At 74.0% G+C, this 12,298-nt stretch carries 11 protein-coding genes; 8 read left to right on the forward strand and 3 right to left on the reverse strand.

The window, feature by feature from the left end; genetic code table 11:
* Positions 1-192: 192 nt before the first annotated feature.
* Both ACTOQ1_RS23945 and ACTOQ1_RS23950 read left to right on the forward strand, forming a co-directional pair.
* On the forward strand, positions 193-1,014 hold the full coding sequence (locus ACTOQ1_RS23945) for a GntR family transcriptional regulator (RefSeq protein ID WP_440070256.1): 822 nt from the start codon (positions 193-195) through the stop codon (positions 1,012-1,014).
* 299 nt (positions 1,015-1,313) lie between these two features.
* Positions 1,314-2,594: an MFS transporter gene (locus ACTOQ1_RS23950; RefSeq protein WP_440070257.1), complete on the forward strand. Its 1,281-nt coding sequence runs from the start codon at positions 1,314-1,316 to the stop codon at positions 2,592-2,594.
* A 50-nt stretch (positions 2,595-2,644) separates the two neighbouring features.
* Here ACTOQ1_RS23950 and ACTOQ1_RS23955 read toward each other — a convergent pair whose 3' ends face one another.
* Positions 2,645-3,607, reverse strand: coding sequence for an endonuclease/exonuclease/phosphatase family protein (locus tag ACTOQ1_RS23955; protein ID WP_440070258.1), 963 nt, complete (start codon positions 3,605-3,607; stop codon positions 2,645-2,647).
* Between the two features lie 259 nt (positions 3,608-3,866).
* Between ACTOQ1_RS23955 and ACTOQ1_RS23960 the strand changes: the two genes are divergently transcribed.
* Genes ACTOQ1_RS23960 through ACTOQ1_RS23980 form a run of 5 tightly spaced genes read left to right on the forward strand, consistent with a single transcriptional unit; the run spans position 3,867 to position 9,196 of the window.
* Complete coding sequence (locus ACTOQ1_RS23960; protein ID WP_440070259.1) at positions 3,867-5,405, forward strand: ABC transporter substrate-binding protein; 1,539 nt, start codon at positions 3,867-3,869, stop codon at positions 5,403-5,405.
* Positions 5,402-6,415 (forward strand): ABC transporter permease, encoded by a 1,014-nt coding sequence (locus tag ACTOQ1_RS23965; RefSeq protein ID WP_440070260.1) that lies wholly within the window; start codon positions 5,402-5,404, stop codon positions 6,413-6,415. The genes ACTOQ1_RS23960 and ACTOQ1_RS23965 overlap by 4 nt, the downstream gene beginning before the upstream one ends.
* A 47-nt stretch (positions 6,416-6,462) precedes the next feature.
* Positions 6,463-7,242, forward strand: coding sequence for an ABC transporter permease (locus ACTOQ1_RS23970; RefSeq protein ID WP_440070261.1), 780 nt, complete (start codon positions 6,463-6,465; stop codon positions 7,240-7,242).
* Entirely contained in the window at positions 7,239-8,930 is a 1,692-nt protein-coding gene (locus tag ACTOQ1_RS23975; protein WP_440070262.1) for an ABC transporter ATP-binding protein, read from the forward strand. Before ACTOQ1_RS23970 ends, ACTOQ1_RS23975 begins: the two co-directional genes overlap by 4 nt.
* On the forward strand, positions 8,927-9,196 hold the full coding sequence (locus tag ACTOQ1_RS23980; RefSeq protein ID WP_440070263.1) for a hypothetical protein: 270 nt from the start codon (positions 8,927-8,929) through the stop codon (positions 9,194-9,196). The genes ACTOQ1_RS23975 and ACTOQ1_RS23980 overlap by 4 nt, the downstream gene beginning before the upstream one ends.
* Here ACTOQ1_RS23980 and ACTOQ1_RS23985 read toward each other — a convergent pair.
* Positions 9,180-10,241 carry an LLM class flavin-dependent oxidoreductase gene (locus ACTOQ1_RS23985; protein WP_440070264.1) on the reverse strand — a complete coding sequence of 354 codons (1,062 nt, stop codon included), beginning with the start codon at positions 10,239-10,241 and terminating at the stop codon, positions 9,180-9,182. The two genes, ACTOQ1_RS23980 and ACTOQ1_RS23985, sit on opposite strands and share 17 nt — an antisense overlap.
* Positions 10,242-10,593: 352 nt before the next feature.
* On the reverse strand, positions 10,594-11,229 hold the full coding sequence (locus tag ACTOQ1_RS23990; protein WP_440070265.1) for a class I SAM-dependent methyltransferase: 636 nt from the start codon (positions 11,227-11,229) through the stop codon (positions 10,594-10,596).
* Between the two features lie 240 nt (positions 11,230-11,469).
* Here ACTOQ1_RS23990 and ACTOQ1_RS23995 point away from each other — a divergent pair, with 240 nt between their 5' ends.
* A complete protein-coding gene (locus ACTOQ1_RS23995) occupies positions 11,470-12,018 on the forward strand; it encodes a hypothetical protein (RefSeq protein WP_440070266.1) in 549 nt (182 codons plus the stop codon).
* The last annotated feature ends 280 nt before the right edge of the window (positions 12,019-12,298 follow it).

Raw genomic sequence — 12,298 nt, forward strand, 5'->3', positions numbered from 1 at the left:
CCGCGCGTCCTCTCCCGGAGTGAACGGCTCGCGCCTCCGATGGAGAACGACCCGTGTCCCGGGCGGGCGCGTGCGACGGCCCGGCGGCCGTCGCCGGGGGCCTTCCGGGCCGTCGGTACCGGCACCGGCCCGGCCCGGAGACAGGGCGGACTAAAATCCCCGGTGGTGTTGAGCGCGAGGAGGCGGGCCCCGATGGATCTGGAGACGTTGCGCGATGTTTCCGGGCTGAGCGACCCCGTGGAGCGCGCACGGGTTCTGAGCCGTCTCATCACCGAAGAGCAGGGGCTCCTCGCGGAGGCGGCGAAGATGCGTCGTCAGGCGATCGCCGAAGCCCGTGACTCAGGGATGAGCCTGGAGGACATAGGGACGCGCCTGGGCGTGTCCCCCGGCCGCGTCTCCGAGGAGCCCGTGGTCCGCACGTCGGAGGAGTCTGTGGTCCGCGTCTCCGAGGAGCCCGTGGTCAGCACGCCCAGGGTCCTGGTGCGGCGGGCGCTGCCGACCGACCCCGCCGTGCGGGCTTCCGCGTCCCTGTTCCTCGCCGAGGCGGAACGGCAGGGCGTCACACCGGGCCGCAGGATGCTCTACGTGGGCCCGGAGCCGGCCGGTGAGCACGTGGCCGCCTGCCTGCGCGTCGAACCCGGCGCCGAGGTGATCGCCCGGCGGAAGATGATGACGGCCGACGGGATCCCGGTGCGCATCGCCACCAGCTACTTCCGGGCGGACCTGTTCGGGGGCACCCGCCTCGCCGAGCCCGGGTTCGTCAAGCCGTCGCTCCAGTCGGCACTGGTCGCCCTCGGCCACACCTTCGGCCGCGCCGAGGAGACCCTGACGGCCCGCCCGCCGACACCCTTCGAGTACGAGACCCTGGAGCTCGAACCGGGGGAGTGGGTCGTCCAGGTCCTTCGCGCCGGCTACTCCGACGAGGACGTGCCCGTCCACGTCCTGGAGACCGTCTGCGCCGCGAACAGGCACGTCTTCCCGATCGGCCAGGTCTCCGGGCACGACGAGTTCTGACCGGCCCGCCCTGCCCGGTCCGGTCAGGGCGCGCCGGCCGGGGACGGAGCGGGCTCGGCCGCCCGCGGTGCCCGCGGCGGCCTGACGCGCGGCCGCGCCCACGCCGGGGAGGCGTTCCCCGCCCGAGGAGAACCCGCCCGAGGAAAAGGGGAGGCCGGGGCGGGCGGGGCGGCTGTATGGTCTGCGGTATGACCTGGCGACATTGATCCTCAACGATCGGTCGGTCCGGCGCGAGCTGCCGTGGACCCCCGGAGATGCCGAGCATCCCGAGTCCGCCCAGCCTCCGCGAGAAGGACCTCATGACCACTTCTTTTCACCGTGCGCCCGAAGGGCGTGCGAAGCGCCTGGCCGCGACGCTCTACGCCTACACCCTCCTTGATGAGTTCGTCCTGTTCTACCCGTTCTACGCGTTGCTGTTCGTCGACACGGGTCTGTCGACCGCCGAGATCTCCTCGCTCCTGGCGATCTGGTCGGTCACCTCCGTCGCGCTGGAGGTTCCCTCAGGGGTGTGGGCCGACGCCGTCTCGCGGCGCGCGCTGCTCGCCCTGGCGCCGCTGCTGGCCGCCGCCGGCTTCGGCCTGTGGGTCGCGGCCCCCTCCTACTGGGTGTTCGCCGCGGGCTTCGTGCTGTGGGGCGCCTCCGGAGCGCTGCAGTCGGGCGCGCTGGAGGCGCTGGTCTACACCGAGCTCGACCGCCTGGGCGCGGCCGGCCGCTACGCCGCGATCATGGGCCGCGCCCGCGCGATCGGCACCGGCGCCGTCGTGGTGTCCACGGTCGTGGCCGCCCCGGTGTTCGCCATGGGCGGCTATCCGCTGGTCGCCGCCGGCAGCGTCCTGGCGTGCGTGCTCGCCGCGGTGGCCGCGCTGGCCTTTCCCGAACACCGCGTACGCGCCGGGCGGGAAACCGGACGGGAAGGGGAGGGGGCCGCGGAGGGGGCCGACGAGGAGGAGGTGCCCGCGGGCGGGTACGCCGCGATCCTGCGCGAGGGGCTGCGGGCGGCGCGCGCCGACCGGCCGACGCGCCGGGCGCTGCTGCTGGTGCCGGCGGTGACGGCCCTGTGGGGCTCGCTGGAGGAGTACACCCCGCTGCTCGCGATCGGCACCGGCGTCGCCACGCACCTCGTGCCGCTCCTGGTGCTCCTGGTCTCCGTGGGGATCGCGGCCGGTGGCCTGCTCGCGGCGGCCGGGCGGAGCTTCACGGACCGGGAGTTCGCCGCGCTCCTCGCGTTCGGGGCGCTGGCGCTCGGCGCGGGCGCGGCCGGCGGGACCGCGGCGGGGTTCGTCGCCCTCGCGGTGGCCTTCTGCGTCTTCCAGATGGCGAGCGTGCTGGCCGACGTACGGCTGCAGGAGAGCATCACCGGCCCGGCCCGCGCCACCGTGACCTCGCTGGCCGGGCTGGGCACCGAGCTGGGCGCCGTCCTCGTCTACGGCGGCTACGCCGCGGCCTCGGCGCTGGCCGGCCATGCCGCGATCTTCACCGCGTCCGCGGTGCCGTACGCCGTCCTCGCCCTGGTCCTGTTCCTCGGCGGGTCCCGCTCGCGAAGATCGGCGACCGCCCGGGTCCCGCTCGGCGGTCCGTGAGGCGGTCCGGGTTCAACGCCTCGTGAAGCGGTTCGTGAAACGGTCCGGGTTCAGCGCTTCGTGAAGCGGGGCAGGCCCAGCTCGGCGAAGACCGGGCGGTGGTCGGTGTCCGGGAGGCGGTGGACGCCGAAACTCCTGATCGCCATGCGCGAGTCGGCGAGCACGTGGTCGATCGTCACCCCGGGGACGGGTTCCCATCCCTGCTGCGGCCAGGTGGGCGTCAGGCCGTGCCCGGTGACGTCGGCCGCGTCGCGGTAGCCGCTGTCGAGCAGGTCGCGTACCAGCCGGTGGTCGAGGGTGGCGTTGAAGTCGCCCGCGAGCACCCGCAGCTGCCCGCCCGCCCTGGGCAGCGCCCGCAGTCCCTGCTCCCAGCACGGCACCTTGTCGCCGTACCGGGGCGCGCAGGGGTGGACCGAGACGACCTCGATCTCGTGGCCGCTCGGGTGCTTGACCACCCCTCGCGCCTGCCGGAACCTGCCCAGCGCGATCAGCGGCTTCTCGGCGACGGGGTGCTTGGAGTAGATGCCCGAGCCCCACACCCCGTCGACCGCGCGGTCCACGACGTGGGGCATGCGCCGGCGCAGCCCGGCCGCCTCCAGGCGGTCGCGCGCGGCCGGGGTGACCTCCTGGAGGGCCAGCACGTCCGGGTCGAGGGAGCGCACGAGCCTCATCAGGACGTCGGTGTCGCCCGCGCCGACGGCGAGGTTCGCGGCGAGCACCCGCAGCCGTCCCCCGTCGGCGGCGGGCTGATCCGTGTCGCCGAAGTACCGGGGGAGTACGGCCGTCGCCAGCACCGCGCTCGTGACCAGGGCGACGGCCGCGGCCGCCCAGCGGCGCAGCCCCAGCGCCAGGAGCAGCGGGATCGCCGAGGCCGCCGCCACGTACGGCGTGAACGCCACCAGGGCGACCCACTGCCAGAGCGGGGTCCACCCGCCGGCCCTGAGCGCCGCCCAGGCCGCGAACGGCAGCACCACCGGCCAGACCAGCAGGCCCACCCATCTCGATCTGATCATGCACCCGGAGCGTAATGGCCTTCTGTGCAGATTCGGTGGAGATCGAGGTCTTTGTCGGCACAGATGCGTCAGAGCCGGGCGGGGAAACTGCCGAATTGCAAAGTAAATGAAAATCATTATCATTCCCTCTGTCTGGCTCGGTGGCCGAGGAGGCACCCCCGGGCGGTCGGGCGAGGTCCCCGGTGTCGACGGGGTGATCTCCTCGCGCGACCACCGCCTCGGACGGCCGCCAGGCACAACCGATGAAAGGACCCCTCCCATGCGCTCCCTGAACCGCCGCGGCTTCCTCGGCACCGCCGCCGGGCTGTCCGCCGCCCTGCTCGCCGGGTGCGCCACAGGCCCCACGGCCGGGACCGCCGCGAGCGGGCCTCGATCGGGCGGCCGGCTGCGCGTCGCGTTCGCCGGGGGCGGGGCCCAGGAGACCCTGGACCCGCACCTGTCCAACCTGTTCGTCGAGGCGTCCCGGTCCAAGGCGCTGTTCGACAAGCTCGCCGACTACGGGCCCGACCTGTCGGTGGTGCCGCGCCTCGCCGAGCGCTGGGAGCCCTCCGCCGACCTCACCACCTGGCGGGTCACCCTGCGCCAGGCGAACTTCCACGACGGCAGGCCGGTGCGCGCCGCCGACGTCCTCTACAGCTATGCCAGGATCGCCGACCCCGCACGCGCCTTCCGCGCCAGGTCCACTCTCGCGGTCATCGACCTGGCCGCCAGCAGGGCCGTCGGCGACCGTACGGTCGAGTTCGCGCTCAGGCAGCCGTTCGCCGAGTTCCCCAACGTGCTGGCCGCCTTCGGCGTGTTCGTCGTCCCCGAGGGCACCGAGGACTTCACCAGGCCGATCGGGTCCGGCCCGTTCGCCTTCGACTCCTTCGAACCGGGCCGCTCCCTGCTGCTCAGGCGCAACCCCGGCTACTGGGAGGGCGCCCCCCACGTCGACGAACTGCAATACCTGATCGCCAACGAGGAGTCGGCCCGGGTCAACGCCCTGCTGGGCGGGCAGGCCGACTACGCCCACGACATCACCGCGACCACCGCCAGGACCTATCGGGGCAACGACCGCCTGGCCGTCACCCGGCTCGCCAACAGCGGCATGCAGGCGTTCGCCATGAAGCTGGACCGCCCGCCCTTCGACGACCGGAACCTGCGCGAGGCCATGTTCCTGCTGGCCGACCGGGGGGAGCTGGTCGACACCGTGCTGGCCGGCGCGGGACAGGTCGGCAACGACCTCTTCGGCAGGGGCTACCAGTACTACGCCGACGAGATCCCGCAGCGCGCCCGCGACCTGGACAAGGCCAGGTGGCTGGTGGAGAGGGCCGGGGCGAAGGGGCTGAAGGTGCGGCTCGACACGTCGGCGGCGGCCGGCGGCTTCGTCGAGTCGTCGAGCGTGTTCGCCGACCAGATGCGCCAGGCCGGTCTCGACGTCGAGGTCTCGGTGGGTGACAAGGACACCTACTGGAAGGACGTCCTCGACAAGGGCACGCTGTGCTGCTTCCGGTCCGGCGCCATGCCCATCGAGTCCCACTTCGCGCAGCGCCTGCTCAGCGCGTCCCCGATCAACATCACCAAGTGGAGGCGCCCGGAGTTCGACGCGCTCTACGCCAAGGCCGTCTCGCTGGCCGACGAGAAGGCGCGCCGCGACGTGTACGCCGAGATGCAGCGAGCCCAGCACGCCGAGGGCGGCTACCTCGTCTGGGGCTTCGCCGACTGGCTCGTCGCGACCGCACCGGGGGTGGGCGGCGTGGCCGACGCCCCGGCCAACACCCTCGACTGGGCCCGGTTCGACAAGGTCTGGCTGGCGTGACGCACCTTCGTGCCGCCCCGCCGTCCCGGCCCTCGCGGCGTCCCCGCTCCGGAGGCCGGACGAGCCTGCCCGGGTACGCCGCGCGGCGCATGGCGCTCGGCCTGGCGCAGGTCGGGGCGGTCACCGTGCTGGTGTTCGCCCTCACCGAGGCGCTGCCGGGGGACGCCGCCGTGGTGCTGGCCGGTGACACGCCCGATCCGGCACGGATCGAGCGGATCCGCCAGGAGCTGGGGCTCGACCGGCCCGCGCCGGTCCGCTACGCCGAATGGCTGCTCGGCCTGTTCCGGGGCGACCTCGGGACGTCGCTGACGGCCGGGCGCCCGGTCACCGGGTTCCTCGCCGACGCCGGCGGGCCGACCCTCCAGCTCGCCGCGATCACCCTCCTGCTCCTGGTGCCGCTGGCGGTGGCCGCGGGCGTCGTCGCCGCGATCCGCCAGGGCCGGGCGCTCGACCGCGTCCTCACCTCGGCCGGCATCGCCCTGTACTCGGTGCCGGAGTTCGCCCTCGCCGTGCTGCTGGTCGCGCTTTTCGCGCTGCGCCTCGGCTGGCTTCCGCCCACGGCGGTGGGCGCCGGCCCGAACCTGCTCGCGCAGCCGGCCGCGCTGCTGCTTCCCCTGCTGGTCCTGCTCGCCCGGCCGATCTGCTCGATCAGCAGGCTGGTCAGGGCCGGGATGATCGACGCCCTGGGCTCCGAGTACGTCCGCCACGCGCGCAGGCTCGGGCTCTCCGGCCGGAGGGTGGTCGTGGCGCACGCCCTGCCCAACGCGCTGGCGCCGGCCGTGCAGCAGCTCGCCAGGACCACCGACTGGCTGCTCGGCGGCGTGATCACCGTTGAGGCCGTGTTCGTCATCCCCGGCCTCGGCACCTCGCTGGTGAGCGCGGTCTCCGCCCGCGACATCCCGGTGATCCAGGGACTCGCCCTGGTCTTCGCGGTCACCACCGTGGCCGTCAACCTCGCCGCCGACGTCGCCGCTTTCCGGCTCGCCCCGCGCGCGGCGGGTGCGTCATGAGGCCGGGACGGGAACCGGGGCCGGTCCTTGGGGCGAGGCCGGTTCCGGTGCCGAGGTGGTGGGTGGGCGGGGTGCTGCTGGGCGTGCCGCTGGTGATCGCCCTCGCCGGTCCGTGGTTCGCGGGCGAGCCGGTTCCCCGCGGTCTCCCGTTCGGCTCCGGCTTTCCGCTGGGGACGGACTTCGTCGGCAGGGACGTATGGCGGCAGGTGCTTCTCGGCGGCCGTACGGTCGTGGTGGTCGCCCTGGCCGCCACCGCCCTGGCCTTCCTGGTGGGCGCGCCGCTGGGACTGCTGACCGCGATGACCCGGCGGCGGTGGCTCGACGAGCTGCTGATGCGGCCCCTGGACCTGCTGCTGGCCGTCCCCTCGTTGCTGACGCTCGTCCTGCTCGCCGCCATCGCCCCTCCCGGGCCCGTCGCCCTGGTCGTCATCGTCGCGGTGATCAACCTCCCGGAGGTGGCCCGCATCTCCCGCGCGGCGGCCCTGGAGATCGCCGCCAGGCCCGCGATGGAGGCGATGCGCCTCCAGGGCGAGAGCTGGTGGCGCCGGGCGTTCGGTTACGTGGGCAGGTCGATGCTCCGAACCCTCCTGGCCGACATGGGCGTCCGCGTCGTCGGCGCGCTCTACCTTGTCGCGACGGCGAGCTTCCTGGGCGTCGGCGTCTCCCCGGACGCCGACGACTGGGCGGTGATGGTCGACCGGAACCGGGCCGGCATGTTCCTCCAGCCATGGGCGGTGCTCGTGCCGGCGCTGCTGCTCGTGTCGCTGTCCGTCGGGCTGAACCTGCTCTTCGACGAGGTACGGCGCGGCAGGGGGGTGGCCGCGTGATCCGCGTCGAGGGACTGCGCGCCCGGGCGGGCGGCGGCACGCTGGTCGACGGGGTCTCCTTCGAGCTCGCGCCCGGCCGGGTGCTCGCCCTGGTCGGGGCCTCGGGCAGCGGCAAGACCACCATCGGGCGGGCGCTGCTCGGCGAGCACGCGCCCGGCGTGGTCCTGTCGGGGACGGTCGAGGTGGCCGGGACGGTGGGCTACCTGCCGCAGCACCCCGCGTCCGCCCTCAACCCGGTCCGCCGGGCCGGGGCGGTGCTGCGCGAGATCGCCCGGCGGCACGCGCCGGGCGGGGCGGCGGACGGATCCGTGGGGGAGCGGATCGCGTCCGTCCTGCGCCGCGTCGACCTGCCCGCCGGCGGGGAGACGGCGCGCCGCTACCCGCACGAGCTCTCCGGGGGACAGCAGCAACGCCTGGTGCTCGCCCAGACGCTGCTGACGGCACCGTCGGCGATCGTGGCGGACGAGCCCACCACCGGCCAGGACGCCGTCACCAAACGAGAGGTCGTGGACGAGCTGGAGGACCTCGTACGGCAGGGCATCGCGCTGGTGCTGCTCAGCCACGATCTGGACGTGGTGCGCGCGCTCGCCGACCACGTCGTCGTGTTGCGCGGCGGCCGGGCGGTGGAGAGCGGCCCGGCCGGGGAGGTGCTCGTCCGGCCCCGGCACGATCACACCCGGCGCCTGCTCGACGCCCGGCTCCCGGTGTCCCCGTCCCCCGGCTCGGCGACCCCTCACCTGGACGGGATCGGGTCGCCCACCTGCGGGGGAGGGGATTCGCCCTCTCGCGGGTCGCGTCCGTCTCCCGGTGGCGTCGCCCCGCCCACCGGCGGAAGAGGCGTCCCGCGCTCCGGCGAGGCGGGCCGCTCCCCCGGGAAGGCCGCGCCGCCCCGGGCGGTCGTGCCGGGGCCGGTCCGGCTCGACGTCGTCGGCCTGATGGCGAGGCACCGCTCGGTGACGGTGCTCCACGACGTGTCGCTGCGTGTGGCCGCCGGGCGGTGCCTGGCGTTGGCCGGGCGTTCGGGAAGCGGGAAGACGACCCTCGCGCGCTGCGTCGCGGGGCTGCACGAGCCCGCGCGGGGAGCGGTGCTGCTCGAGGGGAGGCCGCTGGCGGGGGCTCTGTCGCGGCGGCGTCGCGAGGACGTGGCCCGCGTGCAGTACGTCTTCCAGGACGCGCACGCCTCCTTCGACCCGGGCCGGACGGTGGCCGACCAGGTGAGCCGCACCGCGGTGCGGTTGCGGGGCCTGAGGTCCGGGGCGGCGCTTGACGCGACGCTGGAGATGCTCGAACGCGTCGGGCTCGGTGCCGCGGCGGCGGCTCGCCGTCCCGGCGGGTTGTCCGGCGGGGAGCTCCAGCGCGCGGCGCTCGCCCGCGCGTTGCTCGCCGCGCCCGAGGTCCTCGTCTGCGACGAGATCACCTCCGGGCTGGACACGATCACCCAGGCCGGAGTGCTCGACCTGCTCGTCGAGCTGCGCCGCGAGTCCGGGTTGACCCTCGTACTGATCAGCCACGACATGGGTGTCGTCGCGCGGCTGGCGGACCACGTCGCGATCCTCTCGGAGGGGAGGGTCGTGGAGGAGGGCGCCGCGGCCCGCGTCCTCGGCCGGCCCCGGCACCCACTGACCCGCGATCTGCTCGGCCCGCACGTCGCGCCGGGTCCGCACGTTCACCAGGAGAACCGGACATGAGCCCCTACGACGTTCACATGGCCGAGGCCGGGCACCTCGAAGGCGCGCGCGGCGTCATGCTCGACACCTTCTCCCGGGAGTTCGGGTACGGCTACCGTCCCGAATGGCATCGCGACGTCATCGACCTCGACGGCACCTGCCCGCGTCCGGCCGGGCACGCCCTCGTCGTGGCCACGAAGGGCGGCGAGGTCGTGGCGACCACCGCGGTCCGGGCCGCGGCTGAGCGGGGGGCGAGCCGGGACGGCCGGGTCAGGAGCCGCCGGTGAGGTCGTACGCCTGGGCGATGAGCTCGAAGGAGCGGGCCCGGTCGGCGGTGCTGTGGACCATCGTGGTGATCATCAGCTCGTCGGCCTCGGTGCGCTTGCGGAGATCCTCCAGCCCCTGACGCACCCCGGCGGCGTCCCCCAGCACCATCTTGGACAGGTGGTCGTCGAGGAAGTCCCGCTCTATCGGGCTGTACGGGTAGTTCTCGGCCTCCTCGGGCGTGGGGATCGGCTGCGGGGTCCCGCGCCGCAGCCGCAGCATGGACAGCCCGCCGGAGCGGGCCAGGCGCAGCGCCTGCTCGGGGGTCTCGGCGGCGATCGCGGAGACGCCGATCATCGCGTACGGCCGGTCGAGGACGGCGGAGGGCTCGAAGGACGACCGGTACAGCTCAAGGGCGGGGATGGTGTTGTTCCCGCTGAAGTGGTGCGCGAAGGCGAACGGCAGGCCGAGCATCCCGGCGAGCTGGGCGCTGAAGCCGCTGGAACCGAGCAGCCAGATCGGTGGGCGGCCCGACTCGGGCGAGCGGGGCACCGCGACGACCCGCTCCAGCGGGTGGCCCTGCGGGAACGCGCCGTCCAGGAAGGCCGTCAGCTCGGCCAGCTGCTCGGGGAAGTCGTCGGCGTCCAGGCCGTGCCGCCCGCGCAGGGCCCTCGCCGTGGCGGGGTCGGTGCCGGGGGCCCGGCCGAGCCCGAGGTCGATACGGCCCGGGTGCAGCGCGTGCAGGGTGCCGAACTGCTCGGCGACGACCAGCGGGGCGTGGTTGGGCAGCATGACGCCGCCGGACCCCAGCCGGATGCTCCTGGTCGCGGCGGCCAGATGGGCGATCAACACCGCGGGCGAGGAACTCGCCACGGAGGGCATGCCGTGGTGCTCGGCCACCCAGATCCGGTGGTAACCCCACTCCTCCGCGCGCCTGGCCAGCTCGGTGCTCGCCTTCAGGGTCTCGGTGGGCGTCACTCCCGAACCGACGGTCGCCAGTTCGAGGATCGACAGGGGCACTTCGGAGGAGCCGCGGGCCGTCCCGCGGATGTTGTCGTCATCAGCCATGTAGGCGGCAACCAGGCCGGACAGAGGTTTATTTCTGTCGACCGCCCGATTTCGATCTTGCATGAGCCGGCGGGACCGGTCTGCGGTGCCGCCGTCGCGACGAAGCCCGCCCCTCGCACCAATCGCACCAAGGCGGGCGCACTCGCGCGCGTGGTCGCAGCGCGTCGGCGGGCGACCTCGCGATGACGGCGGGGCCCGCCGGCCACCGCGAGGTTCTCACCGCCCCGGCCCGCCCGGCCGGGAGGAACCCCGCCCGATCACCTCCGCCGTCCTCCACCCGTCCGCCCGCCGGTGGATCCCGGCGGGCCGTTCATTCGCCGCCGGTGTCCCCGGCGGGTCGCCCGCCGGCCACTCAGCCGCCGGTGTCCCCGGCCAGCCGATCGCTCGCCACGGCTCCGGTGTACACCAGGGCGGGCGGTACGTTGCGCCAGATCGGGCCCAGGGTGCCGACGGTGGTGAACGTGCTGTTCATGAGACCGCGGAAGTGCCGGAAGCGCCGGAACGGCATCACGGTCAGCGTCGTGATGGTGCTGAAGGCGCCGCCGGGGGTGAGCGAGGCCGCGATCTCCTCCAGAACGCGTTTCTGCTGGGCGTCCTCGAACAGGGTCCAGGGAAGCGAGGAGACGATCGCGTCCGCGTGGGACAGGCCGGCCTCCCGCAGCAGCTTGCCGAGGTCGCCGGCGTCGCCGGGGATCACCTCCAGCCAGGGTCTGCTGCGCCGCAGGTGGTCCACCATGCCTTCGTTGACCTCCACGGCGAGCTGCCGTCCCCCCGGGGGCAGCCGGTCGCGGATCGCGTCGCTGATCACTCCGCCGCCGGCGCCGAGTTCGACGACCACGGCTCCGGGGGTCGTGGGGACGATCGAGGACACCAGCCGGGCGACGGCCTTCGAGCTGGGAGCGATCGCCCCGAGTTGGTGGGGATTACGCATGATCGCGCCGAGGAAGGTGAGCGTGTCACTGCCGGCAGGACGAGTTTGAGAGAGCATCGACAGCTTATTCCCCCAGTTGAGGGGGTTATGCCAGTTTAACGGGCTTTGATGATCGGGCCTCCGCCGCCGTGCGGCTGCCGTACCACTGCTGTATCACCGCCGTACCAACGCTGTACAGCCGCCGTTCCGGTGATCGGGGAAACGACACCGCGAAGACGGTTCCCACCCGCCCCTGCCCGGGGGAGGTGGGGCGAGGTACCGTCGTCTTATCGGATCCCGGTCATGAGGGGAGCCGCCATGCCAGACGATTCCGATCACGTGCTCGACTCCATCGACGGCGCCGTCGACGAATGGCTCGCCATGAGCGACGACTCGATGCGCTGGACGCCGCCGGAGAAGGCGCGGCCGAAGCCCCAGTTCGGTCTGCCGGTGCCGCCGCTGCCGCAGGTGCTGGAGGAGTTCCTCCAGGAGGTCGGCACCCGCCTCGGCCCGCCCGCCCAGGCCGTGGTCGACGCGTTCCGCCCGCTGGGGGAGGGGGTGGTCGACGCGGTCTCCACGTTCCTGGACAGCCCGCCCGTGCGGCAGCTCATCGATCCGCCCGATCCGTCGGGCGATCGCCCGGAGGCCCTCGGGGTACGCGCGTTTCCCGACACGTTCGGGCCGCCGCCGGAAGACGCGCCCCGGCCACCGCGCATGATCGAGTCGCGCCCGGACGAGGCCGAGCTGCTCCCCGGCCCGTCCGGCCCGTCGGACCCGCCGGGTTCGCCCGACCCCGCCGAAGCCTTCCCTGCCCGGGAGCGGCCGGACGCCGGGCCGTCAGGGCGTGACGAGTCCCCGGCCGGGTAACCCGCCCGCGTGGGCTCCGTTCACCGGGCCGGGCATGAGGGGGAGCCCGGCCGTGGTTCCCGCCGCGGTCAGGGGTGATCACGCCGGGCCGGGCGTGGCCGGGGACAGGGATCGCCGGGCGTGGCGAGGTCGCGTCCTGCCCTCGGGCGGAGTTTCGCCGGAGAGGTCCGTCCCGTCGCCGGTGGCCATCGATGTCCTCTTCGAAACCCGTGTGATATCTCCCGCCCGAAAGAGGTGAGTCCGCGCGCCGAAAGGGAAGCGGGTCTGTCCGGCAGGGAGC

The sequence above is a fragment of the Streptosporangium sp. OZ121 genome (assembly GCF_051918885.1).
Taxonomy (GTDB): domain Bacteria; phylum Actinomycetota; class Actinomycetes; order Streptosporangiales; family Streptosporangiaceae; genus Streptosporangium.

Excerpts from the sequence above, each read along its gene's own strand:
- ACTOQ1_RS23980 (WP_440070263.1), top strand. The coding sequence starts at position 8,927 with ATGAGCCCCTACGACGTTCACATGGCCGAGGCCGGGCACCTCGAAGGC.
- ACTOQ1_RS23995 (WP_440070266.1), top strand. The coding sequence starts at position 11,470 with ATGCCAGACGATTCCGATCACGTGCTCGACTCCATCGACGGCGCCGTC.
- ACTOQ1_RS23950 (WP_440070257.1), top strand. The coding sequence starts at position 1,314 with ATGACCACTTCTTTTCACCGTGCGCCCGAAGGGCGTGCGAAGCGCCTG.
- ACTOQ1_RS23960 (WP_440070259.1), top strand. The coding sequence starts at position 3,867 with ATGCGCTCCCTGAACCGCCGCGGCTTCCTCGGCACCGCCGCCGGGCTG.
- ACTOQ1_RS23945 (WP_440070256.1), top strand. The coding sequence starts at position 193 with ATGGATCTGGAGACGTTGCGCGATGTTTCCGGGCTGAGCGACCCCGTG.
- ACTOQ1_RS23985 (WP_440070264.1), bottom strand. The coding sequence starts at position 10,241 with ATGGCTGATGACGACAACATCCGCGGGACGGCCCGCGGCTCCTCCGAA.
- ACTOQ1_RS23990 (WP_440070265.1), bottom strand. The coding sequence starts at position 11,229 with ATGCTCTCTCAAACTCGTCCTGCCGGCAGTGACACGCTCACCTTCCTC.
- ACTOQ1_RS23955 (WP_440070258.1), bottom strand. The coding sequence starts at position 3,607 with ATGATCAGATCGAGATGGGTGGGCCTGCTGGTCTGGCCGGTGGTGCTG.